The 26994-nt window shown below is 34.0% G+C and carries 22 protein-coding genes; 10 read left to right on the top strand and 12 right to left on the bottom strand.

Features of this window, described 5'->3' with window-relative positions; translation table 11 throughout:
- Nucleotides 1-3 precede the first annotated feature (3 nt).
- The 4 genes from JM658_RS02890 (at nucleotide 4) to JM658_RS02875 (ending at nucleotide 3291) form a co-directional block, all read left to right on the top strand.
- Nucleotides 4-207, top strand: coding sequence for a hypothetical protein (locus JM658_RS02890; RefSeq protein WP_236957721.1), 204 nt, complete (start codon nucleotides 4-6; stop codon nucleotides 205-207).
- Nucleotides 207-815, top strand: a complete 609-nt coding sequence (locus JM658_RS02885; RefSeq protein ID WP_236957720.1) for an FAD-dependent oxidoreductase — start codon at nucleotides 207-209, stop codon at nucleotides 813-815. Before JM658_RS02890 ends, JM658_RS02885 begins: the two co-directional genes overlap by 1 nt.
- Before the next feature lie 253 nt (nucleotides 816-1068).
- Nucleotides 1069-2496, top strand: a complete 1428-nt coding sequence (locus JM658_RS02880; protein WP_236957719.1) for a sensor histidine kinase — start codon at nucleotides 1069-1071, stop codon at nucleotides 2494-2496.
- A gap of 18 nt (nucleotides 2497-2514) precedes the next feature.
- On the top strand, nucleotides 2515-3291 hold the full coding sequence (locus JM658_RS02875; RefSeq protein ID WP_236957718.1) for an enoyl-CoA hydratase/isomerase family protein: 777 nt from the start codon (nucleotides 2515-2517) through the stop codon (nucleotides 3289-3291).
- A gap of 97 nt (nucleotides 3292-3388) precedes the next feature.
- On the opposite strand, the gene JM658_RS02870 is transcribed toward JM658_RS02875, so the two are convergent.
- From JM658_RS02870 to JM658_RS02840, 7 genes are all read right to left on the bottom strand, one after another.
- Nucleotides 3389-5698, bottom strand: coding sequence for a glycoside hydrolase family 3 N-terminal domain-containing protein (locus tag JM658_RS02870; RefSeq protein ID WP_236957717.1), 2310 nt, complete (start codon nucleotides 5696-5698; stop codon nucleotides 3389-3391).
- A gap of 22 nt (nucleotides 5699-5720) precedes the next feature.
- Nucleotides 5721-7133 carry a glycoside hydrolase family 30 protein gene (locus JM658_RS02865; protein ID WP_236957716.1) on the bottom strand — a complete coding sequence of 471 codons (1413 nt, stop codon included), beginning with the start codon at nucleotides 7131-7133 and terminating at the stop codon, nucleotides 5721-5723.
- 3 nt (nucleotides 7134-7136) lie between these two features.
- Nucleotides 7137-8852: a cellulase family glycosylhydrolase gene (locus JM658_RS02860; protein ID WP_236957715.1), complete on the bottom strand. Its 1716-nt coding sequence runs from the start codon at nucleotides 8850-8852 to the stop codon at nucleotides 7137-7139.
- A 10-nt stretch (nucleotides 8853-8862) separates the two neighbouring features.
- Nucleotides 8863-10356, bottom strand: coding sequence for a glycoside hydrolase family 30 protein (locus JM658_RS02855; RefSeq protein WP_236957714.1), 1494 nt, complete (start codon nucleotides 10354-10356; stop codon nucleotides 8863-8865).
- Between the two features lie 90 nt (nucleotides 10357-10446).
- Nucleotides 10447-11322, bottom strand: a complete 876-nt coding sequence (locus JM658_RS02850; protein ID WP_236957713.1) for a hypothetical protein — start codon at nucleotides 11320-11322, stop codon at nucleotides 10447-10449.
- Nucleotides 11323-11334: 12 nt separating this feature from the next.
- Nucleotides 11335-12840 (bottom strand): RagB/SusD family nutrient uptake outer membrane protein, encoded by a 1506-nt coding sequence (locus JM658_RS02845; protein ID WP_236957712.1) that lies wholly within the window; start codon nucleotides 12838-12840, stop codon nucleotides 11335-11337.
- 10 nt (nucleotides 12841-12850) lie between these two features.
- On the bottom strand, nucleotides 12851-15952 hold the full coding sequence (locus JM658_RS02840; protein WP_236957711.1) for a SusC/RagA family TonB-linked outer membrane protein: 3102 nt from the start codon (nucleotides 15950-15952) through the stop codon (nucleotides 12851-12853).
- Between the two features lie 320 nt (nucleotides 15953-16272).
- On the opposite strand from JM658_RS02840, the gene JM658_RS02835 reads away from it, so the two are divergent.
- Nucleotides 16273-19161, top strand: coding sequence for a helix-turn-helix and ligand-binding sensor domain-containing protein (locus tag JM658_RS02835; protein ID WP_236957710.1), 2889 nt, complete (start codon nucleotides 16273-16275; stop codon nucleotides 19159-19161).
- On the opposite strand, the gene JM658_RS02830 is transcribed toward JM658_RS02835, so the two are convergent.
- From JM658_RS02830 to JM658_RS02810, 5 genes are all read right to left on the bottom strand, one after another.
- Complete coding sequence (locus tag JM658_RS02830) at nucleotides 19158-19619, bottom strand: GNAT family N-acetyltransferase (RefSeq protein ID WP_236957709.1); 462 nt, start codon at nucleotides 19617-19619, stop codon at nucleotides 19158-19160. The two genes, JM658_RS02835 and JM658_RS02830, sit on opposite strands and share 4 nt — an antisense overlap.
- Complete coding sequence (locus JM658_RS02825; RefSeq protein WP_236957708.1) at nucleotides 19594-20250, bottom strand: HD domain-containing protein; 657 nt, start codon at nucleotides 20248-20250, stop codon at nucleotides 19594-19596. The genes JM658_RS02830 and JM658_RS02825 overlap by 26 nt, the downstream gene beginning before the upstream one ends.
- Nucleotides 20251-20252: 2 nt before the next feature.
- Entirely contained in the window at nucleotides 20253-20987 is a 735-nt protein-coding gene (locus JM658_RS02820; RefSeq protein ID WP_236957707.1) for a lysophospholipid acyltransferase family protein, read from the bottom strand.
- 19 nt (nucleotides 20988-21006) lie between these two features.
- Nucleotides 21007-21438: an arsenate-mycothiol transferase ArsC gene (locus JM658_RS02815; RefSeq protein ID WP_236957706.1), complete on the bottom strand. Its 432-nt coding sequence runs from the start codon at nucleotides 21436-21438 to the stop codon at nucleotides 21007-21009.
- 92 nt (nucleotides 21439-21530) lie between these two features.
- Entirely contained in the window at nucleotides 21531-21941 is a 411-nt protein-coding gene (locus JM658_RS02810) for a BrxA/BrxB family bacilliredoxin (protein ID WP_236957705.1), read from the bottom strand.
- A gap of 294 nt (nucleotides 21942-22235) precedes the next feature.
- Between JM658_RS02810 and JM658_RS02805 the strand changes: the two genes are divergently transcribed.
- From JM658_RS02805 to JM658_RS02785, 5 genes are all read left to right on the top strand, one after another.
- Nucleotides 22236-22964 carry a tellurite resistance TerB family protein gene (locus tag JM658_RS02805; RefSeq protein ID WP_236957704.1) on the top strand — a complete coding sequence of 243 codons (729 nt, stop codon included), beginning with the start codon at nucleotides 22236-22238 and terminating at the stop codon, nucleotides 22962-22964.
- 253 nt (nucleotides 22965-23217) lie between these two features.
- Nucleotides 23218-24396, top strand: a complete 1179-nt coding sequence (locus tag JM658_RS02800; protein WP_236957703.1) for a DUF4932 domain-containing protein — start codon at nucleotides 23218-23220, stop codon at nucleotides 24394-24396.
- Nucleotides 24397-24459: 63 nt separating this feature from the next.
- Complete coding sequence (locus tag JM658_RS02795) at nucleotides 24460-25071, top strand: hypothetical protein (protein ID WP_236957702.1); 612 nt, start codon at nucleotides 24460-24462, stop codon at nucleotides 25069-25071.
- Between the two features lie 890 nt (nucleotides 25072-25961).
- Entirely contained in the window at nucleotides 25962-26417 is a 456-nt protein-coding gene (locus JM658_RS02790; protein WP_236957701.1) for a hypothetical protein, read from the top strand.
- Between the two features lie 54 nt (nucleotides 26418-26471).
- Complete coding sequence (locus tag JM658_RS02785; RefSeq protein ID WP_236957700.1) at nucleotides 26472-26954, top strand: hypothetical protein; 483 nt, start codon at nucleotides 26472-26474, stop codon at nucleotides 26952-26954.
- The last annotated feature ends 40 nt before the right edge of the window (nucleotides 26955-26994 follow it).

Below are 26994 nucleotides of genomic sequence, written 5' to 3'. Positions count from 1 at the left end.
CACATGAAAGTACTTACTATTATACTTATTATAGCTGCAGTTGCCATGATAGCTTTTAATGTTACCATGTTAGATTATAACAATTTATTAGAGGGAGATAGCCTTGTTGCTGTTATTGGAATATTTGCCGCTCTTTGCGCAATATTACTGCTTGCTATTTTCTATCAGTCTAAAAAAATTCAGCAAAAAATAAAAGAGAAAGAGTAATGTTCGATGTTTTAATTATAGGTGGTGGCGCAGCAGGAATGCAATGTGCACTTGTTGTAGGTTCTGCAAATAAAACTGCTTATGCTAAAGACAAAAAGATTGGGATTGTAATGCATCAAAAAGCATCTCACTTACAATCTGCATTATTCAATAACGTTCTCGGAATTGCACCTGGTACTACAGGAATGGATATTTTAAATGAAGGTAAAAAGCAACTCGCTACTCTGTACCCACATGTTTCTCAAATCCATTCAGAAAAAGTTGTTTCAATTACTGGAAATGCTGGAAATTTTACGGTAACAACCAACAAAAGTAGCTACCAATCTAAGCTTGTTGTAATAGCGCTTGGATATACAGATATGTTTGATATTGAAGGGCTGAAGCAATACATGGAGCCACATGCTTTAAGTCCCGCTGAAAAGAATAGAATTCAGTTAAAAAATACAAATCATATTGTTACTGATGGTATTTATGTTGCTGGAACATTAGCAGGTTGGCGTAGTCAGTTTGCAATTGCTGCTGGAAGTGGCGCTCAAGTTGGAACAGATATTCTAACACTTTGGAATGATGGAAAGCACACTAAAGTACACGATAAAATACCAACCTAATTTTTATAAAGAGCATACATTCTTAAGAATACAAACCCAACGTTTCCTAACTACATAGGTAGTGATAGTTTGGCTACAAAATATTAGGACTCTTTTTCTTCTTTTAATTAAGCATATGCTTCTATTATATGTTGGCTTAATTATTGTTATATTTAAAATTAAAATCAGTATTAATTTTTTTTACTGCTGACAAAAAAGAAAAGCCACGCCAGTGTACAATAAATTATCGCTTAGAACGCGCATTTTTTTCACCATGATCTTCATTGTGATTTTAGCCTCCGTGCTAATTGCAGGCGTTACTATATACCAATATAAAGAGCAAGCAGAAGATTACCACAAAGAATACTTGCAACGCAAGGAAGACCAGCTTAATGCTCAAATAGATTACATCTTAAAAAATACTACTTGGGAAGTAAAGACAGACAATCTAAAATATATTCTGGAATATAAGCATGCAATCTACGAGGCTTCCGATGTTTTAGATATTAATTTTAATGTTTACGACCTAGAAGGGAGACTTATATTAAGCTCTAAACCTAGAATAGAGCAGGATGATTTTTATGACGATTTAGACTACAGTATTATCCATGGACTATCTGCTAGTTCCAAAAAAAGATATATCGAGAAAACTAAAACTGCAGGAAACAGATTCCAATCTGCATACAGTTATATTTTAGATCCTAAGTTTAAACCTATCGGGATTTTACATATTCCATATTACGAAGACGATACATTTAATAATGACGAGCTAAAAGAATTTTTACTTCGCTTGGCTGCAGTTTACGTCTTATTATTAGTGCTAGCAGTAATGTTGGCCTATATAATATCCAAATACATCACAAGATCTTTAAAAGCTATAAGTGAGAAATTACAGCAAACTAGGTTGAGTAAACAGAATCAGAAAATACTTTTAGACGATCCAAGTGAAGAAATAGGAGCTCTTGTAGATGGTTACAACGGAATGATTGATGAACTGGAAAAAAGTGCAGCTCTCTTAGCAAAAAGCGAACGCGAACAAGCGTGGCGAGAGATGGCTAAACAAGTAGCTCACGAGATTAAAAACCCACTTACTCCAATGCGTTTAAGCGTGCAGAGCTTTCAGCAAAAATTCGATCCTTCCGATGAGAATGCTAAACATAAAATTGATGAGTTTTCAAAAACGCTAATTCAGCAAATAGATACCATGAGCAGCATTGCATCCGCCTTTGGAAGTTTTGCGAACATGCCTGCTCAACAAAATGAGACACTAAATGTTATTGAAGTTGTAAAACTATCAGTAGATATTTTTAATGAAGATTATATCCGTTTTATTACTGATGAAAAAGAAATAATTGCCAAATTAGACCGTACACAGCTTATTAGAGTAATTACCAATCTAGTGAAAAATGCCACACAAGCGATTACAGAAAATGATGATCCTAAAATTGTAGTAAATGTATATTCTGATGAAGACGAAGTAAAAATTTCTGTTTCAGATAATGGGATTGGTATTGCTGAAGAAAATCAAGAAAAAATATTTGAACCTAAATTCACCACCAAAACAAGTGGAATGGGATTAGGATTAGGAATGGTAAAAAATATTGTGGAAACTTATAACGGACACATATGTTTATCATCTGTTTTAGGTAAAGGCACGGTATTTACAGTTTCTTTTCCTAAATTTAAGGCACAATCTGAATAAGAAAAATAAAAGAAAGGTATGGATCCTAAAAATATATTGATTGAAATTGAAGACCAAATCGGTTTAATTACTATCAACAGACCAAAAAAATTAAATGCCCTTAACAGAGCAACTATTGAAGAGCTTCATCATGCTTTTAAAGATTTAGATGAAAACGAAGATGTTCGCCTTGTCATCATTACTGGAGCTGGAGAAAAGGCTTTTGTTGCTGGTGCAGATATTGCAGAATTTGCTGACTTTTCGGTTTATGAAGGTTCACAACTAGCTGCAAAAGGGCAAGAATTACTATTTAATCAAGTGGAGCGCATGCAAACACCTGTAATTGCAGCCATAAATGGTTTTGCTTTAGGTGGCGGATTAGAACTTGCGATGGCTTGCCATTTTAGAATTGCAAGTGACAATGCTCGCATGGGACTTCCAGAGACTTCTTTGGGTGTAATTCCTGGTTATGGAGGTACGCAAAGACTCCCACAATTAGTAGGTAAAGGACGTGCTATGGAAATGATATTAACCGCTGGGATGATAGGCACAGAACAAGCGTTAATGTCTGGACTGATAAACCATATGGTTGCACAAGAGGAACTCATTCCTTTCTGTAAAAGAATTGCTGGTAAAATAATTAAAAACTCACCTGTTGCAATTGCTGCCGCCATTAATTCTATAAATGCTGGATTTAGCAATAGCGGTTACAATAAAGAAATAGAATCCTTTGGTGAGTGTTTCGGAACTGAAGATTTTAAAGAAGGAACTACAGCTTTCTTAGAAAAACGAAAAGCTGATTTCCCTGGAAAATAAAAATACAAAAAGAGGCTTCTGCGAAGCCTCTTTTTTTTGACCTTAACTATATTAAATCTAAGATCTTTTTGAGGGGAAAATTAACCAGTAGGTCAGGTTATTGGGTTACGTTAAATTCTTTTACCAAGTCATTAATTATAACTTCAAAAGCACCAGCTTCAAGAATTTCTTTTCCATTCTGTCCAAAATAGCTCATGTCTTTTGGATGTAAAACAAATTTCACTGTTTTACGCTCTCCAGGTTTCAACTCTATTTTTTGGAATCTACGGAGTCTCTTTACATCTGGAGTAACGCTACTCGCATATTTATCAGAAGTGTATAATTCTACAACTTCTTTTCCTATTCTTTTACCTATATTTTCTACCTCCACCGAAACCTCAACATCAGCTCCCTTTTTAATAGTTTGAGCACTTAATTTAAGATTACTATACTCAAAAGTGGTATAACTCAAACCAAAACCAAATCGAAACTGCGGATTGTAATCTGCTTCATAGTTATAAACGCCTTCAGCTTTCTTTTGCTCTTCAGAAGGTTTATGGATATATGGAATTGTAGCATTAGGATATCTTGGATATGTATATGGTAACTTCCCAGAAGGATTTACCTCTCCAAAAAGTATGTCAGCCAATGCGTCACCACCAAAATTCCCAGGTAAATACGTCTGTACAATTGCACTTGTCTGTCTTTCGAACTTACTAATTATTCGCGGACGTCCTTCATTTAAAATCAAGACAACAGGCTTTCCTGTTTCCGCTAATTTCAATGCTAGCTCTGTTTGATCATCAGAAATATATAAATCGTTTAAATCTCCTGGCTTTTCTGTATAGGTATTCTCTCCTAAACAAAGAAAAATAACGTCTACACCTTTGGCAGCTTCTATAGCTTTATCAAAATCATTTTTCTCCTCTTCATAATAACTGCCGTCCATTTTATAAGAAACACCTTCAACAAAAACAGTATTTTCTTCTCCATTAATTTGCTGTACTGCTTCTAAAATAGTGTTATACTGCTCTGCAAATTCAGGAGTTTTCTCTCCTTGCCAAGAATATGTCCATGCCCCATTAAGTGTACGCATAGAATTAGCATTTGGTCCTGTTACCAATACCTTAGTCCCTTTTTTCAATGGAAGAATATTATTCTCATTTTTTAGCAATGTAATTGCTTCAGCTGCCATATCATAAGAATCCTGCTCATGTTTTTTACTCCCAAACTCTGGATAATCTTTGTGATTAGTATTTGGGTTTTCAAAAAGACCAAGAGCATATTTTACTTTTAAAATTCTCCTTACAGCATCATCTAAACGAGCTTCTTTGACCTTACCTTCTTTCACTAATGCTATCAATCCATCACAGAAAACCTCATAATTATAAGGAATCATAGACATATCTATCCCAGCGTTTATAGCCAACATAATAGCTTCTTTATCTGTAGCAGCAATACGGTCTCTTCTATGCAAGTTTTCAATATCTGCCCAATCGGTAACTACCAAACCTTCAAAACCTAATTCTTCTTTAAGAAGCTTCGTTAACAACTCATAATTAGCATGTACAGGAACTCCATTTATAATTCCAGAATTAATCATAATAGTGTGTGCTCCAGCCTCAATAGCAGCTTTAAAAGCAGGTAAATGATATTCTCTTAATGCATCTTCAGGAATATAAGACGGCGTTCTATCCTTCCCAGAAATAGTAGCGTGATAACCAAGAAAATGCTTTAAACTTACCGCCACTTTTGTAGGGTCCGAAATATCATTATCCTCTCCTTCATATCCATCAATAGCAGCTACTCCAAGTACTGTACATAAATATGGATCCTCACCAAAAGACTCCCACATTCTTGAAAATCTTGGGTCCATACCTAAATCTAAAACTGGAGAAAAAGACCACGGAATATTACTAGCACGAGTTTCGTAAGCAGTAATCTCCGCTCCTCTTTTTGTTAATTCAGGGTTTCTAGCTGCTCCTTGCGCTATTTGCTGCGGAAACATTGTTGCTCCAGCTGTATAAGTAGCTCCATGAATTTCATCTACCCCATAGATATTTGGAATCCCGAGTCTAGTTTTATCAATAGAAAAGTCTTGAATCTCCTTAATAATATCAAACCATTTTTCTTTAGATAATGCGCGGTTATTTGCCGTATTTAAAACCGACCCGATATGGTAATCTCCCAATGCTTTTTTCATCTCATCTTGATCGAGCTGCAAAGGTTCGAAACTAGTATAACGGTCGTTCCCTTTTCCTATAACATCTAGCGTGATTTGCGCCATTTGTCCCACTTTCTCCTCAACGGTCATTTTCTTTATAAGCGCGTTGATTTCTTGATCGTGGTTATTTTTCTTCTCCTGAGCCATTGCTACAACTCCTAAAAGGCTAGCTAATATGGCTGTTGATATATTTTTTAGTTTCATTTTCTTATTTACTAATTGAAATTTATCTAATGGTAGTAGGTTGGATTAATGTTCCAACAGATTTTGCAGGCAATTCTATTGTTAGATTCTCCTCTCCAATTTTAACGGAAATATGCTGTGTCTTTTCCGTTTTATTCTGAATGACAGAAATAATCTCTTCTGATGTTTTAAAGGCTACATTGGGAAGTGATTCGCTAGTATTTGAAGCTATACGAATGGCTCCTGGTGCTATAAATTTTGAAGCTTGAGCGATAATATAATAAGCAGGATTCCTCGTTATTTCATCTCCTTTAATTGTAATTGCCCCCAAACAACGGTCACAACCTCCTCTATCGGTATGCGGATCTTGATTTTCATCTGCTGCAAGATTCCATTCTAAAACAGTTTTACACCAATTACGAGTTGCTCCAATAATCAAGTTCTCGGTATGCCATTCCATTTCTTGAGAAAAATCACCAGGAGCTCCTACCCATTGCTCTGTAAAATATAAATTCTTGCTTGGATGCTTTTCATGAACTTCAGATAAAGCATTAATTTCTCCTCCATATAAATGAAAGGCAGAACCATCTATATATTTCGCAGCTTCAGGATCGTCTAAAATAGAAATCGGATAATCTGGTCTATCTGCATTATGGTCATAAACAATAATTTTAGTCTGAATCCCATTTGCTTCAAAAATTGGCCCTAAGTTATTCTTAACAAACTCTTTCTGTTGTTCTGCCAACATTAATAAACTAGGATTATTTCCTGGGTGTAAAGGCTCATTTTGAATCGTTACCGCATCGATATTAATCCCATGAGATTTCATAGCTTGGATATATTTCACAAAATAATCGGCATATACTTGGTGATATTCTTCCTTTAAACTCCCTCCACGCGTATCATTATTTGTTTTCATCCATGTTGGCGGTGACCATGGAGATCCCATAATTTTTATTTGCGGATTGATCTTTAAAATTTCTTTTAAAACAGGAACTAAATAAAGTGTATCGTAAGCAAGTGAAAAATGCTTCAAATCCTCATCTGTTTCCCCTTTTTTTAAATCGTTATAAGACCACGTATGTTCATCTAAATCGGAAGCTCCAATGCTTACTCGTAAATAACTAACATTGATATCTTCTTCTCGATTTCCAAAAAGCTCCTGAAGAATGGTTCCTCTTTTTTCTGAAGACATTTTATGCAACAACATGGCGCTACCACCTGTTAAACTATAACCAAAACCATCTATTTCTTGGTAAGTCTTAGCAGTATCAATCGTAATTGTATAGTTACTTTTTTCAGCTTCATCATCTTGAATTACCGTTTGCTCCAACAACTTTTGCTGATCTAAAGTTGTAATATATAATGAAGCATTATTTTTCTCCTCTTTTTTCTGCTGACAAGCAATAGCGGTAATAGCAAACCCCAAAAGAAGGGCATTCTTTAAGCTCAACATCAATTATAATCTTTTAAATTTTATCTCTTTTAACTGAATTCCTTTTGTTAGAAATTCAACCTTTAGTTTGTTTTCTCCTTCCTGAAGTTCAAGTTTTTCACCTGTTGCTTTCCAAGCATCGGATGAAGGTATTTCTAATGTTACTTCCTTATTATTAAGTGTGATTTTCACGTTCCCCTCAGAAGTAGATTTAGAAATTAAAGAGACATTATAATCTCCTTTTTTAGCAACATTAAAAGTATAATGAAGCCACTCCCCCTCTTCTGTAGCTCCTACATACAAGTGTTCTGTATCGTCTTCTTTAAATATGTCTACCCCATCGTTACGGTACGTATAGCCATCATTCCAACTAGTTCTATCTCCGCCAACAGAGATATAATAATTTCCAGCTCCCGTATCAAAATAAGCTTTCCCAATAGGTCCCATATCGTAATCTGCAGCTTGCAGAATTCCTTTTTTACTTATAGTTACATTGACATAAGGTTTTATTGCTTCTGAAGTAGTTTGACGAATCATAGCATCGACTACCCCTTTATGAAAAATATTATTTTCAATCTTAGCGTCTTCAGCAAGCTGCATAAAAGCATTATAAGCAGTATCTTTAGAAGGCTTTTCAGCTTCCCCTTTCCAATATTTCAAGATTTGTTTATACCCATCATTAACTTTTATTTCTAACGGATTATTAAAACCAAGCTTTTTTAGCGGCCACCAACACCATCCAATGTTATTCTCCTGCATTAAACTTATAGCGTCTCGAAACCAAACATTAGAATTCTCACCCGATTCTCCAAGCCAAATAGGAGTGTTATATTTCTCTCTAAAATCTAAGAATCCTTGTATATCAGCCTTAGTATTATTGTTCCAGTATTTATGGAAACTTATAACCATATTATCGTCCCAAGGTGGTAAAACTCCATTATAGTTGTTTCCCCATCCATTTCCTTCAATGATTATAATATGATTGTTATCTATTTTTCTAATCGCTTCTGTAATAGAAACCATTAATTCTTTTAGAGGCTTATTCTCTTGCTCGTCAATTCCGTTTTTATTTTCTCCCGTAAAAGCCCAATTAGGTTCATTTATAATATCATAAGCTCCAATCCACTCTTCATCAACATATCTTTCTGCTAACTTTTCCCATAATGCTATTAGTTTTTCTTGATTTGCTTCACTTTCCCACAAAGAAGGCTTTGAAGGGTCTCTATCAGAAATATTTACATCATGTCCTTGTCCTCCTGGCGTTGCATGCATATCAAGAATGAGATACATTTTATTCTGCTCACACCACTTCAGTAGAGAATCTGTCATTTGGAATCCTTTCTCCAACCAAGTTTGTGCTCCTTTTACAGGCTCTTGATCTACAGGAAGTGTATAAAGGTTATAATGCATCGGTAAGCGAACCGAATTAAAGCCCCAACTTTTTAGAGAATCGATATCTGCTTTTTGGGTATGATTGGAAAGCCATTTTTCGTAAAATTCTGCCGTTGCCTCTTCTCCTATTAAATCTACCATATGTTGTTTAAAAACATATTGCTGACCCGAAAAGGGAACCTTCATCATATATCCTTCTTGTAACATATGACCCCCAAGTCCTACACCTTTCAGCAGAACATTTTGCCCTTCAGCATTTACTATTTTTTGCCCTTCCGTATGTAAAAACCCTTGAGAATAGGTATTATTAATTACGAAAAGGATTGCTATAAAAAGTATTTTTTTCATCTGTAATATTTTATTTATCCCATATAAAAGTTCCAACCGCACCAGCTTTTAGGTATGTAGTAAACCATTCTTCTCCTTGCTTTACGTTAAATTGCTCATCTACACTTCCTTCATTTAAAACAAGTAAAACAGTATCTCCATTAGGTGTTTTAAAAGCCACATTTATTAGAGATCCAGAAATGTTACTTCCTACTCTTATAGAACCTTGTGGAACAAATTTAGACGCATGAGAAACGATATAATAACCTACATTTCTTGTAATATTCCCAGAAGAATTAATAGTTAAACCACCTTTGCATACGGTACAACCACCATCGGTATGGGGCTGGAAGTTCTGATCATTGGCAAGATTCCATTCTAAAGCATTCTTACTCCAATTACGCATAGAACCGATAATCACATTCTTTAAATGCCAATTTAAATCCCCACTAAAGCTTCCGTCTGAAGATGTGTATTGCTCGGTAAAGTATACGTTTTTCTCTGGAAAAGCATTATGAACTTTAGTTAGCGCACTAATATCTCCTGAGTACAAATGAAAAGCTGAACCATCTGTATATTGATATGCTAAATTGTCTTTTAAAACAGAAATAGGATATTCTGGATTATCGCAATTATGATCCCAAGCAATGATTTTAGTTTGTAGATTAGCAGCCTCAAAAGCAGGACCTAAACTATTTTTTATAAATTCAGTTTGTGCTTCGGCCGTCATATACATACTAGGATTATTACCATCATGTAACGGTTCATTTTGAATAGTTATCGCATCGATTGTAATTCCTAAGTTTTTCATCTCTTGGATGTATTTCACAAAATATTGCGCATATACATCGTAATATTCGGGCAATAGGCTCCCTCCAATAAAACTCTTGTTATCTTTCATCCAGATTGGAGCAGTCCAAGGAGTTCCCAATATTTTTATGTTCGGATTTATTGCAATAATATCTTGAAGTATAGCAATAACACCGTCTAAATCTTCTTCTAATGAAAATTTACTTAACGATTCGTCTGTTTCTCCTAAAGAAATATCATTGTAAGTAAATGGATAATCATTTAAATCAGAAGCACCTATACTAATTCTTAAATAACTTATGGAAATAGAATTCTCATTAAATCCAAAAAGTTCCTTTAACAATGCATCTTTATTTCCCGCAGGTAGAGAATTTATAGCCTTAGCGCTTCCACCAGTTAATGTGAAACCAAAACCATCAATTGTTTGATAAGATTCTTGATTATTAACTTCTATAGTCTGGAAATTATTCGCTTTTGATTCAAAGGCAATAATATCAGATTGCTTTTTTAATAAGTTTTGTTTATCTCCTGTAGTTAACCAAAAATCAACTTCATTCGTTATTTCAGTCGGAGGGTTTGGATCAGGATCGGGATCTGGAGTTATTGGATCTTCTTCTGAAGATGACGAGCAATTAATAAGGCAGAAAGTAACTAATAAGAATAGTAAGCCTCGCGCCATTATATTTATGTGGTTATATTTTATTGCTTTGATCATATACTATTTGACTTAATTAACAACATACTAAAGAGTTAAATAAAAGCCCGTGATAAACACGGGCCTTAACGCTAACATTAAATTATATCATTATGAACCTCTCATTTCTACATTTGAGATTGTAATTCCAGCAGGATTCATAGATCCACCTCCACTTCTTATTAGAAGATAGATAGTTCCACTTTCAGCAAAAGTCACTTTATTAGATACTGTTTTTGTTTGTGTGTTTTCTATACAGCCAACATTAGAGAGTTTTCCAGAGAATTTTGCTGTACCGCATCCGTCCCAAGTACTTATTCCCATAATCTTGGTGTCCTCGTATGCTTGTCCTTCTACAGGTACTGAAGTTCCAGCATATACTTCTAACCAAGTATCGCCATTCGCTTCACCAGAGACTAACATATCGATAGAATATTCTTTATCTTTCTCTACCTCAATAGCCTGATAAATTCCTGTTTGACTCCATTGTTCTGTAGAAAAAATTGTAGCACTGCCTTCGTTAAAAACCCATTCTGAACCAGAATCACTTATTTTCAAAGTATTCCAATTTGAGTGATCTTCTGAAGTTTCAAACGTTCCTCCCAAAACTATATTCCCTGCAACAGGGTCTGAAGTTTCTACAACAAGCTCTTGAGTTACAGTTCCTGTTAAACCTCCTCTACCAATAGCTTGGTGAACTATTTCATAAGTTCCAGCATCTGGAAAAAATACTTCTTCTGTCATTTTACCAGGAAGTAATCCTGCTCCAAAATCCCATTTAGAAGAAATTACATTCTCTGTTTGTGCTTCAAACAAAAACACATTAGACTCCCCTTCAATTTCTGTAATCATAAAAGAAGCATCTACATTTGGGTCTGAAAGCCCGTTACCTTCATTAATTTCCTCAGGCTGGCAGCTGGAAATAATAGCACTTACAGCAATAGCCGCTACAAGTGTCTTTCTATTAAATATATTTTTAAATACCATTTTCGTTGCTTTTTAGTAGTTAGGATTTTGTTCAATCAGCGTGTTTTCCATCTCTTTTAAAGGAATAGGGAAAATTTCATTTTTACCAGCAGTAAAACCTCTATCTGCCAATACAGTTGAAGCACGCCCTGTTCTCACTAGGTCAAACCATCTATGTCCTTCTCCTGCAAGTTCCAATCTTCTTTCAAGCATAATTGCATTTTGAGAAACTGGTACAGAAGGCAATCCTACTCTAGCTCTTACTGCATCTAATAACGCTTGTGCTCTTGCTCCTTGAGCGCCTAATGCTTCGGCCTCCATTAAATAAGTATCTGCTAAACGGATTACATATACATTTTGCTTGTAGTTTAATGCTGATGCACCACCACCAGTAGAAGTATCTGAATTAAGAGGCATGAATTTCTTTAAGAAATATCCTGTATCTAAATATCCTGGCGAGTAATCTGCTAATCCTTGTGCTTTTAATGCCTTAATATCTGCAATCGTAGCATCAAATCTAGGGTCATTCTTTAAAGCATCATATAGATTCTGTGTTATTGGATTAAAGCTCCATCCAGAAACATAATCTGGACCTCCAGAATTAGAGTAGTTTCTAGGGCCAACCATAATATTAACAGAGTTTCCTTCATCGTCTCCTGCACCCCAATTACCCCAGTCGGCATTACTTTTATCTGTATGAGCTACCTCAAGGATTGATTCTGAATTAAATTTATTACTAATAACCCATAGATCTGCGTAGTTATCAAGTAATTTATACCCATAAGGATTACTTCCCCCTGGAGTACCATTCACTTCAGCTAATATATTTGCTGCTTGATCATTTTTACCTTGGTATAAATATACTTTCCCTAAAAGAGCCTTTGCAGTTCCCTCCGAAAAACGAGCTGCTTCATTTTCAAGATCAGTAATTTGCATTGGAAGATCTGAAATTGCTTCCTGTAGATCTGTTTCGATCTGAGCATATACTTCTTCTGGAGTTGCTTGAACCACGTTATAAGTTTCACTAGTAGCAAGAGGCTCCGTTAATAAAGGAACATTTCTAAACAATCTTACTAATTCAAAATAATAATAAGCTCTAAGCGTTTTTGCTTCCGCAGTAAATCTCTTTTTCAGACTCTCATCCATTGGAACGTCTGGAAGTTTTTGTAATAAAACGTTCGCACGAAAAACACCTTGATAAAAATCATTCCAAAAACTTGCTGGAATAGTAGATGCATCGATTGAATAGTTAGAAAAAGATTGGATTCCAGTTCCATCGGTAGCACCACCACCTCCTGCATAATGATCGTCTGATCCTGCATTCATCATGGTTACCATGTTTTCAAATCCTTTAGATTGCTTTCCGAGCACATCATAAACAGCAACTAAACCTGAATATGCCTCTGTTTCGTTAGAATAATAATTCTCTTCTAAAGCAGTACCTTTTGGATCTACTTCTAAGTAATCTTTAGAACAAGAACTCAAAGCAGCCACCAATACTAGTGCTAATATTTTATGTTTTCTATTGATAAATGTCATAATCTAAATTTTAAAATTGAACATTAATTCCTAACATTCCAGTTCTTGCTTGCGGGTAGAAACCACGGTCGATACCAAATACACCACCACCAATTTCTGGATCATATCCTGTGTATTCTGTAAATGTGAACAAGTTCTCTCCTGTTACATAAAGTCTAACTCTTTGAAGTCCTATGTTTTTAATAACATCAGAAGGGAATGTGTATCCGAATTGAATTGTTTTAAATCTTAAATAATCACCATCTTCTAAGTAAAAATCTGATGGATTATTGAAGTTTTTGTTAGTATCGTTTGTAGTAAGCCTTGGATAACTATTAGAGCTTCCTTCTCCTACCCAACGATTTAATGCTGTAGTTTGGTAGTTTGCATTCTGGATATCCAAACGTCTTAACCCCTGGAAAATCTCGTTTCCAGCAGCTCCTTGAGCAAATACCATTAAGTCGAAGTTCTTATAATTTAAGTTTACTGTAAAACCAAAAGTATATTTAGGAATTGAACTTCCTAAGAAATCTCTATCGTCTTCAGTAATAGTACCATCTCCATTAGTATCTGTCCATCTGAAATCTCCAGGCACTGCATTTGGCTGAATTAAATCACCATCTGCGTTTGTATAAGCATCAACTTCTGCTTGTGTTTGAAAAATTCCATTTGTTTTAAATCCGTAGAAAGAATTATAAGCTTCTCCAACTGCAGTTCTTGTAATAGGATATGTACTTGCTTGAACTGTCTCTCCTCCTGAAAGGAAATCGATTCCGTTACCTAAGTTTGTAACTTCATTTTCAAGATAAGAAAGGTTTGCATTTACAGACATTCCAAAGTCTCCAAAAGTTCTATCATATCCTAATTCGATATCAAAACCTCTGTTTTGCATATCTGCAACGTTTCCAACTGGCAATCCTGGCGCACCTACGTAACCTGGAATTGGCACACTCTGTAAAATACCTTTTGTAGTTTTCTCATACATATCGAAAACCAAGCTGAAATTACTAAATAAACGAGCCTCTAAACCAATGTTTGTTTGACTTGTTTCTTCCCATTTTAAATCTGGATTTGCTGGTGCATCCGGACTGTTACCAATTGTAACAGAGCTTGAAGTTCCGATGGTATAATTTCTACCGCCACCAACAGTAGATAAGTATCTAAAATCTCCAATAGCATCACTACCAGTTACACCATAACCTCCACGGATTTTCAACTGATTGATTACTTCACTAGGATTCCAAAAATCTTCTTTTGTAAGCACCCATCCTAAAGAGAAAGAAGGGAAAATACCATATTTGTTATTTGATCCAAATCTTGAAGAACCATCTCTTCTTATAATTCCTGTGAAAATATATTTCTCATCGTAATCATAATTTACTCTTGAGAATAATGATGTCACTCTGTGCTCTGGATTTTCATATCCATAAGCATCGATTTGATCTGTAGGAACATCAAAATTAAAAGAAGAATCATAAAAATTATCTGCAGGAATATCATAATAAGTAACTCCAGATCCATTAGTATCATTATCTACATAAGTACCTTGACCTAAAAGAACGCTTAAATTATGTTTTCCAAACTTCTTATCATACATTAATGTATTTTCAATATTCCATCCAAAACCTCTATTGCTGTTTTTCGAAACATTGTTTTGTGCATTAATATTAGAAGCATTAAGGTAAGAAACTGGAGTATAACTATAACCACCCCAATAAGCCAACTTACCACCTAAAGTACTTTTAAACTTTAATCCTGGTAAAAACTCTACTTGAATATATGCATTCCCAACAAAATTATCAGACCAACCATAGTTTCCTATTCTTGTCTGCTGATAAGCTAGCGGGTTTGTCATTTCTTGACCAACAAGAGATGATATTCCGTATGGATACCCCTCACTATTTCTCATCACCCCTTCATTTGTATATGGAGTTCTATTAATTACATTTGGATCTGTTTCTACAACTGGAGTTAAAGGATCTAAGTTTATTGCAGAACTTAAAGGCCCTCCAAACTCACTATTTGTATTTCCGATACCAATATTTTTCTCATGAGAATAACCAACTGTTTGACCGAATGTAATGGCCTTAGTTATTTTATGAGAAGAATTTAAACGGATATTTTTTCTGTTATACTGAGAGATTTCAGGCATTACAATCCCTTCTTGCTCTAACAATCCAAAAGAAGCATAAAAAGTAGATACATCATTACCTCCACTCAAGCTTACTTCTTGACCGATACGCTTAGCACTGTTATTAAATATAACATCTTGCCAATCTGTTCCTTCTCCTAAAGCTGAAGGATCTGGATATAAAATACTTCCTCCACCGTTAACAGAAGATTCATTCATTAAAGTTGCATACTCTTCAGCATTTAATAAATCAAGTTCTCTTGCAGGACCTGAAAAACCAGTATAACCGTTATAATTAACAGATAATTTCCCTGATTTACCTTTCTTAGTAGTAATTAAAATTACCCCAGTTGCAGCACGAGCACCATAAATTGCTTGAGAAGCAGCATCTTTTAAAACCTCAATAGACTCAATGTCAGATTGGTTTAAGTAACCTATACCACCTGCATCTACAACTACACCATCTACAACCCATAACGGATCGTTATTTCCAAAAGTCGTGATTCCACGAACACGAACTGTAGAAGCAGATCCTGGCTGACCAGAATTGGCAGCAATAGTTAAACCTGAAGTTCTACCTTGTAGAGATTGTTCAACTCTTGTAATTGGTAAATCTTCTAAATCTTCCGACTTTACACTTGATATTGCTCCAGTAACCACACTTTTCTTTTGTGTACCATACCCAACTACTACAACTTCATCTAGTGCTTGAGTATCTGTAGATAAAGACACATTAATTGTTGCCTCAGCGCCAACAGTTACCGTTTTAGGAGTAAACCCGATGTAAGAGAATTTCAATACATCTCCTTCTTGAGCTTCAATAGTATAATTTCCATCAAAATCTGTAATAGTAACCTTAGATGAATTTTCTACAATTACGTTAGCTCCAGGTAGAGGGACTCCACCTTCTTCTGATACAGTTCCAGTTATTTCTTTCGTTTGGGCAACCGCTAAGGTTACTGTAAACATAAAGAACAACCATAAATACTTGTTAATCTTCATAAATAGTTAGAATTAAATGAGTTAGTTTGCTTGTTGCCAAAATCGCATTTTTTAAGACTATAATTATCATATTGATAAATTAGCCGTAGGCGAAAACGATTTCGACATAAATTCTAGTGGTTCTAAATTAGAATTTAACAATCTACTGCATAAACATAGCCATACACTTTAATTACGTCAAGTAGAAAAACAGCTACTCATTTACTACGTCAAATAGAATATTTAATTGATTTATAGCTATTTAAAAAAGCACATTTTTTAACTTTTCGTTGGCATTTTAAAAATTATTAGCGTTATTTTGGCATTTATTTAATGTTAAGATGAAGTTAAGCCTACTATATTTTCATTTATTACTATCCATTTTTGCGTATGAGGCGCATTCACAGTCGAATTTTTCAGAAATATTTAATGAAATCTCGACACAGCCGGAAGTTATCCACTACTATAGAAACGACTTTAAAGGTGATACCGAATTTTGGTCCTCTTGTATAGGTAATGATGGGGTACTTTACTTCGGAAACAATGACGGAATACTCATTTACAACGGTGAAGATTGGCAAAAAATAAAGCTTCCAAACAGCTCTTCCGTACGCTCATTACTTACTACTACAGACGGTACCATATATGCGGGAGGGTTTAATGAATTCGGAACATTATCAAGAGATAGTTTAGGAAATTACCACTACTCTTCGCTTATAAAAAAGCTTAGATTAGAAGGACAAGAGTTAGAAAATTTAGAACAAGCACACGAAATAGATAACAATATTATTTTCAGGTTCTATAAAGAACTCATCGTGATGAGTGAAAATAGAAAAACTATTATTCCTTCCACAACAGATTTCATGCACGCCTCTATAGTGAATAATACTTACTATGTGCAAGATATGACCGTTGGAATATTAAGCTTTGACCCAAATAAAAATGAACTCTCTTTAGTATTAAAAAACGAAGACTTAAAAAATGTTTCAGTAAAAGGAATCCTCCCTACAAACAACATTAATGAGCTCTTAATAATCTTAGAAAATGGAAAAATATATAAAGGAAATTTAAAAACTAAGAAACTTACTTTATGGGAAGACATATTCCCTGACCAACATAAAGACCTTGTAGTTAGTACCATAAAAAAAGGCGATAACTATTTAATTGGAACATTAGGTTCCAGAATAAAAATGCTTGATGCTAATGGTAAACTCACCTCGCACCCAGAAGCATTTAATGAGATCCAGAATCCCTCGGTATTAAATTTTATGACTACAGAAAATGGTCTTTGGGTAATGCAATACAATGGACTAGATTTTATAAATTACGACACCTCTTCATTTAAATTCTTTGAGTCTTCTAAAATCTATGACCTCAAATTATTCAACGATAAACTCTATGTAGCTACAAATAAAGGCGTATATGTATCCACTTTTGAAGCAGAAAACCCTAAAAAGGTATCATTTAAATTAATAGAAGATCTTCAAGGGCAAGCATGGACATTCGATGAATACAAAGGGCAACTATTAATAGGCCATCATAAAGGATTGTACCATATAATAGACGATAAGGCAGAAAGAATTACCACTTCTGGAACATGGAAAACTATAATAATCCCTAATAAAGAGGACGAATTACTAGCTTGTGGTTACACCGGATTACAATTAATAAAAAAAGAAGGTGACAGCTTTAAACTAGTAAATAAAATTATTGGTTTTGAAGAGTCTACGAGAGATATTATTGCTGCAGATCAAGCGAATACTTACTGGATCTGCCATGGTTACAAGGGAGTTTTTAAAATTAAAATCAACAATGCCTACAACCACGTGTACTCCATTGACCATTATACAGATACCAATGGCTTTGAATCTCCGTTTAATATTAATGTTTTCCGATGGAATGGAGATATAGTTTTTACCAGTAACACGGGAATCTTTGAATACAATAATAGCATTAATACTTTTGAACCTTACGAGGAACTAAATTCCATTTTCGATGCTTCAAAAAACACACGTAAAATTCTTCAAAAGAGGGATACTACATGGGCCGTTCAAGATGATGAGATCACTTTTCTTACTGAAAGCGATTCTTTACACAAACTAAATACGCGTCCATTTTTAAAAGCAAAAGGACAACTAAACCGCGGGATGGAAAGCATCCTTCCATTACCAGAAAATAGAGTCTTAATAGGAACTACAGATGGAGTATACCTATTTAACCTCAACGCAAATAAGGATAAAAATGTAGAAACGAACATCACAAAAGTTACTATGTTTCAAGGTCAGCATAAAACCTTAGTTCCTATAAAAGAAGAGAGCTCTCATAAACTTCCAAACGACACCGATGTACTGAGAATAGATTTTGCAACCCCAAATTTAATCTCAGGGAGCGAAATAGAGTTCCAATACCAACTCGAAGGGCTTAATTTAGGCTGGTCTGAATGGACGGAGACAAACTTTAAAGAATATTCACATCTACAACCAGGAGATTATACTTTTAATGTAAGAAGTAGAGATTTAAAAGGAGGAAAAGGAAACATTGCCTCTTACACATTTACAGTAACTCCAAAATGGTATCAAACAACGTTATTTAAAGTGTTATTAATCTTAATCTTCCTTTTTTCTTTATGGATTGGATACTTGCTAATTAGGAGAAGTTTAGAAAAAGAGAATAGCAAGATTCAAGCTGAAAATTTAAAAGCAAAGAAGCTCCTCGAACTAGAAATAGAGCGTTTAAAATTAAAGCACGATAAAGAAAAAGTTGAAGAAGATAAAAAGATATTAGAAAAAGACGTTATTACGAAGAGTAAAGAACTTGCCAATTATACCATGCAATTGGTCAATAAAAAGGACATTGTACAAGAGCTCCAAGGAGATTTAAAAGAATTAAGACAGCTTGTAAAAACACAACTTTCTAAAGATAAAATATCAGACATCTTCCGAAAACTACAGCAACATAAAATTGGAGAAGAATACATGGAAGTCTTTGATGTGAATTTTGAAAATGTACATCATCAGTTTTTTGAAAAGCTAAATAAAATAAATCCGAAGTTATCTAAAAAAGACTTGCGTTTATGTGCATTTATAAAAATGGATCTTACTAATAAAGAGATTTCTCCTTTATTAAATATTTCTATTAGAGGAGTAGAAACATTGCGATATAGACTACGGAAAAAGCTAAATCTGGAGACAGAAGAGAACTTACATGAGTTTTTAAAGGAATTGAACTAAGGCAATTCCTTTTCGAACATAATTTTTAAACCGTGTTCGCTATTCTCAACACCTACAATATCAAAACCATTCTTAAGGTTAAAGATTACCATGGGTTTAAAGTTATTTGTAGACTTTGTACGGAGTATCTTATAGTCATGTGCAACAAGATATTCTTCTTGCATCTCCTGTAGTTTCTTAGCAATTCCCATTTGGCGATATGATTCTCTTACTCCGCCAACCCAACTATAGAAAACACCATCCGAGAGCTCATATCCTATTTTAAAACCAATAAGAACACCTTCATTTTCAGCAAAAGCACAAAATAAATTATTGGCAGCAGTTACTTTTTCAACAAAAGCTTCCAATTGATACGCTCCAAAAACAGCGTTATTAATATCTAAGATCGATGTTATTAAGGCATCAGAAAGCTCGCCTTTTACTGTAAAATATTTAAACGATTCCGTTGATTTCATCATGAAATTGTTTTAAGAAAGTCTCCATGTATGCGTGTCTCTTTTTGGCAATTGCCTTTCCAGATTTGGTATTCATTTTATCCTTCAGCAATAAAAGCTTTTCATAAAAATGATTAATCGTTGGAGAATCGCTTTTTTTATATTCCTCCTTAGTCATATTCATTTTAGGAGCAATCTCAGGATCGTATAACTTTCTGTTTTTAAAACCTCCATAATTAAAGCATCTAGCGATACCAATGGCACCAATAGCATCTAATCGGTCGGCATCTTGAACAATATCGAGCTCTAAAGATTTAAACTTCTGATTAAAATTACCTCCTTTAAAAGAGATGTTTTCAATAATATTTACAACATGCTCTATAACGGAAGCCTCTACATCTATACTTTCCAAAAAAGCCTGTGCCATTTTAGGGCCTACAGTTTCATCGCCGTCATAAAACTTAGCATCGGCAATATCATGCAATAAAGCTCCCAATGCTACCACCAGAGGATCCGATTTAGGCTCATCTTTGGCTATTAAAAGAGAATTCTTAAAAACCCGTTGGATATGAAACCAATCGTGACCGCCTTCAGCATCTGTTAGCGTTTCCTTTACAAAAGCAATAGTCTGCTCAATAATAGCTGGATTATTCATACTTAGTATTTTATGCTGCTACTTATGGTAGTTTCAATTTTGGCAATCAGTTCTTCAGCAGGAAGATCTCTAGCTCCCATTGGCTCATGTACATCAAAAGTAATACTAGAACCGATTCCCATTGGGAATTTACCATAGCGTAGTGTTTTCCAGGAGTTATTAATAGAGATAGGAACTACTTGCGCATCTGGCATTTTCTTAAGTAGAATCTTTAATCCTCCCGTTTGAAAAGGCTTTGGTTTTCCGTCTCTACTACGAGTACCTTCAGGAAAAATAACTACCGATCGGTTATTATCTTTAGCATAATTAGCAAGATTTATAATTGCTTTTAAAGCTTGTTCTCTATCTTTTCTATCTATTAAAGCAGAACCTCCATGTCTTAAATTATATGAAATACTTGGAATCCCCTTTCCTAATTCCTTTTTACTAATAAACTTAGGGTGGTGTTTACGCATATGCCAAATAATCGGAGAGATATCATACATACTTTGATGATTCGCAACGATAATACAAGGTCTATCTGTAGCTATTTTATGGGGATTTCTAAAAATTACATTATCCCCCAATAATAAAAGAGAGTATGTTAAAAAGAAGTTGAGCACATCTACACTCTTTTTATGGGCTTGATACCCAAATACATTAAAGCAAATCCATTGAATAGGGTGAAAAATCACTAAGAAAAGTCCGAAAACGAGTAAATATATTACCGTAAGTGGGTATGCAAGAATCTTTCTCATCTTAAGTTATAGAAATAAATTATTTTTTTAATTGGTTTACAAAATCACGAACCTTGGTTTCTAGTTTTGGTAATACAAGTTTAGGATCCTCAATATAATCATCTGCAAAAGACCAGTATTCTATCTTATTTGCTTGCTCCGGAAAAAACTGTTTCATCAGTTGGCGATGCTCCTTTTCATCCATTGCAATGATACGATCATAATAATCAAAATCTTGCCTAGACACTGGAATCGGCATTCTAAGTAAATAAGAAGAATCTATATTATGATCTTTTAAATACGCTGTTGTATACACAGAAAGCGGTCCTTTATTCCGTTTTGATAATCGCAATCCCTTAGAATATGAATTATACGGCAGGCCTTCCTTTTCTGCTAAGTGATCAAATAGCATTTCTGCAAATCTACTTCGGTAATAATTTCCAGTACAAATAAATAATATTCGTTCTTCCAAAATTATGATTTAATAGTCTTCAGCAAAAATAAAAAAACCACGTATAAACGTGGTCTTTTTACTCTTAAATTGCATCAAACAATTATTAATTCTTAGCAATTCTCGTTATAAGCTTCTGTAAGGTTGTCTGCTATAATTTCTGCAGGACGACCTTCAATATGGTGTCTTTCTAACATATGCACTAATTCACCATCTTTAAACAACGCCATACATGGTGAAGATGGAGGAAATGGAAGCATATACTCTCTTGCTTTATCTGTAGCCTCTTTATCGAAACCTGCAAAAACAGTAAATAAATTATCTGGTGTCTTTGCATTTTTTAAGCTCATTTTAGCTCCTGGTCTTGCATTTGCAGCTGCACAACCACAAACAGAGTTTACTACCACAAGAGTAGTTCCTCCTTTTTTCATGGCAGCATCTACATCTTCAATTGTATGTAACTCTTGAAAACCTGCAACAACAAGGTCTTCTTTCATTGGCTTTACTAATTCTGCTGGATACATATCGCTATATTTTAAGGTTTTTATTTCAGTTATAATACTAAGTCGCAAAGGTAAAGAAAAACATACACTTTTTAGACTATCTCATTAAAAAGCAATCCTCTAAAATAATAAGATTCCTTTTAAATATAAACAATGAAGCGCATCTCCTTTACTCAAAAACAAATTAAACTTATATTTGAACTCTATTTTAAATACTTGTGCGGATATAAAACCCCAAAAAGTATACAAACAGATAAATAAACTTTTTTAAACGCACTGCGTTATAAACAACCCCTTTTGGGAAAAAAATAAACTATGTTTAAATGGATTCTTGCCTTTGCCGGATACTTTTTTTTAAGGTTCCCAGGGGCTATTATTGGTTTTATAGTAGGAAATGTAATTGATAGCTTTAGAAGAGGCGGAATTAGTGTAGATACCGTTTTTAATGACCGTAGAGAAGTATCTCCTGCAGATTTCGAACTTAATTTACTCTCGCTATGTTCTATTGTTATTAAAGCAGATGGAAAGGTAAACGATAACGAGCTCCAATATGTACGTGCCTACTTTGTGTCTACTTATGGTAAAGAAAAGGCAAATGCTATTTTTAGAACTTTTAATGAAGTTATTAAAAAGAGAGAGATTTCTACAGAGCGGATTTGCACCTATTTAAACCAGCGTACCCGTTATGAAGTACGTGTACAATTGCTACATTTTCTCTTCGGAATAGCAAAAGCAGATGGTGCTGTTACAGAATCGGAGACTTTAAAGATCCGAGAAATTGCAGGATACCTAAAAGTGCATTACAGAGATTTTGAAAGTATTATGGCTATGTTTATTGAGTCTGCAGATAATGCTTATAAAATTCTTGAGGTAAGGAAAGAGGCAAGTAATGCCGATGTAAAAGCTGCATACCGACAGATGGTAAAAAAATACCACCCCGATAAAGTCCGTACCAACGATGAGGCTATTAAAAAAGGTGCCGAAGAAAAGTTTAAAGAAGTACAACGCGCCTATGAACAGATCCAGAAGGAACGCGGGATGTAGATTTTAGCCTATTGCATAAAGCCTAAGGCCTTAGGCCTTATGCCTTAAGCTTTATGCTTTATGCTTAAAAAACTTTAATTCTTCTTAATGTGGATTACCGTAAACGGTTTCTTATTTGAATGACTATATTTATGATAAATAAACGCAATTGCGTTTGTTATGGTTGCTGTGCCAGATCTAAAAAAATTCTGTCATCATACAACCATTTCACAAAAACTTGCGTCTATCATAATAGAACATAAAAGCAAACGTAATGCGAAAACTAATGATTTTAGGTATTTTAATCTCATTCCTTTCTTGCAAAATAGAAAAGAATACCGATAAATTCAACGTTGAGTTCAATAGAAATATAGAAACATATTTTCTTGCCGAGTTAATTTCTATTGATCATAGAAAAACTAATAAGCAATGGGAAGAATACAAATTAAAAACCTGTAAAGAATATCAGCCGATTGTTGGAAACGCTTTAGCTCATTTTGGTGATAAAACAAATAGTGAAATTGCAATAAAAACTGCTAAATTGAACGACACTTTGGCCAGTTTTGGATATGGAAATGATGTTATGATGGGAATCTTATTAGAACAACCTGAATTCAACCTTGAAAAAGAACCTTCAAAATTCAAATTTTCACAAACACATTTAAAAGGCGAACCGAAAATACAATTGGAGCAGTTAATTTCCAATTATCTACAATCACTTTTCGGTTTTTACCATACCGAAAAACTTGAAGATTTTTACACGAGAAATGCCAACTTTTATAATGGTGCAATCAATGAAGTTAAATCCCATATACCAAAAGGGTTTACAGATGCTATGGAATTTTACTACGGAGACAGCAGAGAAAAATACATTGCGTTGGTAAGTCCTATGATGATTTGGCCAATAGAAGATAATGAAGGTCGTGGAATTGGGGCAACAGTCGAACATAAAAATAGCAAGATTGTTTATGAAATTATGAGTCCATACGTACAAGTTCCTTTTGACTCAGATAATGAAGACTACAACCAATTTGGCTTTGACTACAAACCAAGAGCAATAACACTAACTGTACACGAATTTGGGCATTCTTTTGTGAATTCAGAACTTGAATCGTATCAAGAAAAAATTGAAAGCTCTTCATATCTATTTACAGATAAACTAAAAAAGAAGATGGAGTCAAAAGGTATACAAACTTGGAAAGTTTATGTAATAGAAAGTCTTGTACGTTTAGGAGAGATTAGAGTTGCGGAAATCCAAAATGATAAAGAACGAGCTGAATATTTACGTAATTACCATACAAATCAAGAACACTTTATCTTCATTCCTCAATTAGAAAAAAAAGTACTTGAATATGAAAATAACCGAGAAAAATATCCAATGTGGAAAGATTTTATTCCAGAACTTTTAGAAGTGTTCAAAGAAAATAAAAGTGAATTTGAAAAAGAACTATAGCGAAGACGACCTATAAACAATACGGCTTCGGACTTAATCATATTACTAATCATAATTTTATCAATGGGATTTTCTTTATTCACCAAACAAACAAAAGAGGACAAGTTTTGGAATTGGTTTGCTAAAAACCAGAAAGTATATTACGATGAAATCGAAAATCTTGAAATAAGAGAAAGAATATTTAGTGAATTATCGACTGAATTAAAAAAAATTAATCAAGATTTAGTTTTTGAGTTTAGTCCGATCTACAAAAATGGAATTAGAGAATTTACCGTTTCTGCAGAAGGGATTAAAGATCTTTTTCCTACTGTTGAGAAATTAATAGAAAAAGCACCTGAAATTAAGAATTGGCAATTCAATGCTTTCAGACAAAGAATTCCAGGAGATGACATTCATATTCAATATGGGGATTTTAAAATTGGTTATTCGGACATCTATTTTAGATACATAGATGGACAATATGGAAAACTTGGAATTGAATTAAACATTAGTGACTATGACGGAAATAATCAAACGAAAAATGCTGTTTATATCTTATTGGACGGTTTAATCGGAGAGTATGATATTACGATGGGGATAGACTGGATTGATTGGGTTAAATTGGACGAATCAAATATTGAAAATTTGAATCCGATAACAAGCTTAAGAACACTGATTGATCAAAAGAAAAATTAATCAACAACGATTCCTATGAGATGCATTAATCCAGTTTCTCTATGCATATTTTCATCACAATCACCCTGAGGATGTCACCATTTTTAGATATTTCTCCCCATAAAAAGCACCAAACAACCCCAAAATATACATCCAACACCCCTTTCCATACGTATAAAACCCATCTGAAGGGGTGAAAAACACCTCCGAACACGTCAATACACCTATTTATAGGGCTTCCGAATGTATTTGGATACGTACAGCAACGGATACGGAGGGGTATGGGACCTATCTGGATACGTTATACCACGTATAATTATACGTCCTGAACGTATCAGGAGAGGTAATACTACGTATAGTTTGGGGTTCGGAACGTATCGGGATACGTTATGCTACGTATAAATATAGATTAAAGACGTATCTGGATACGTCATACCATGTATCAGGAGCTATTTGGAACGTATCGAGATACATTCTAGCTTTAATTTACTAATTAGTGAAACTGCTAATATCTATTCCCTTACTGCTAATTTTTCAGCATAATGCCTAAAGCTTAAAAACTTTATTTCTTATTAATGCGGATTACCGTAAACGGTTTCCCAATTGAATGATTATATTTATAGAAAATAAGCATGATTTGTTTATTTTGATAATTTATAAAAAAAAGAAATGTTTTACAATGGAGCAAATTGCGGTATTTATATAAGCAAAGGAACTGGAAAAAGCTACTAAACGGCATTTGAAGTACAAAAATTAGTATATTCTCATAGAAACTGACAGTTTTTTTGACTTGACTTTAATACTGGACATTTAAATTCAAGTCAAAAGTTTTATTAAATAATAAATCGAAAAATTAAGTTGTGCTAATCATAACCAAGATGGTACGCTTAATTATAAAAGAAAGAAATGAAATGAACAATCAAAAAGAAATTAAACTATCGTCTAACTGGACTAATGTAGGGCTATATACGGGAAGCCTATTAACCTTATTTATGATTCCTATTTTAATTTTTGCCGCTAAAGAACAAGAGTTAAATATGGGAATGGCAATAGCTGGAATCATTTTTTTGGCATTAATTGGTTCTCTTATATACTTATTTATTTATACTTGTGATGCTCGTATTATTGAAGAAAATATCATTCTAAAAAAACAGTTTAGGCAACCAAAATCATACTCCTTTGATAAGATTGGATACCCAACATCTTTTCAATTGAAGAACACTAAATACATTTCAGTCGAAATGAAAAGCGACAATAGTACAACCGAAAAATATATCATTATAAATTCAAAATCATTATTATCTTTTGAAAATAAAGATGCAGAACAAGCATTAATAGATTTACGAAATATGTCAAGAAAAAAATAAACAGCTCACCATAATCAAGACCGGTTCCAAAAAAAATACACTTTTTAAAAAAACATGAAATGGAATCAATTAAAGAATAAAATTTACGTTTGGGAAGGTGGATGGCTAGATATTTATATCCACTCAACTTCCGCTAATGATTGGAAGGTTTGGACTAAATATGTAAATCAGAATTTCAAAATTAATTGGTACAACGGAAAGTCAGATAAAGATGAATCTAAGATTGATTTTTCGGTGATTCAGGAATATTGGGATGGAAATCATAACCTATGTTCAACTGCAAAAATTTTTATAGCTGACAACATTCAAGTTAATGCTCATTTCTTTGATAATTCAGAAATTGAAAACGACATTGACCCTAGAGAATTTAAAAACATTGACGACCATAATAAACTTATAAGATTTCTAAAAGCTATTTCTAATGAGTTGAAAAAGGAAGTAGTTGTTACGCCTGAGAATTCACCAGAAATAGTGCTTATGAAAATTAAGGGCGATTCAGTAGAAATCCTTGTAAATGACAATCCAAACGACAATTAAGAAGACAGTATCCAAAATTTTTGTTTACACAAAATTTGAA

It is taken from the genome of Joostella atrarenae, assembly GCF_021764745.1.
GTDB lineage: Bacteria > Bacteroidota > Bacteroidia > Flavobacteriales > Flavobacteriaceae > Galbibacter > Galbibacter atrarenae.
Note: the sequence above shows the minus strand (reverse complement) of the source record. Positions and strands in the feature narration are given on the sequence as shown.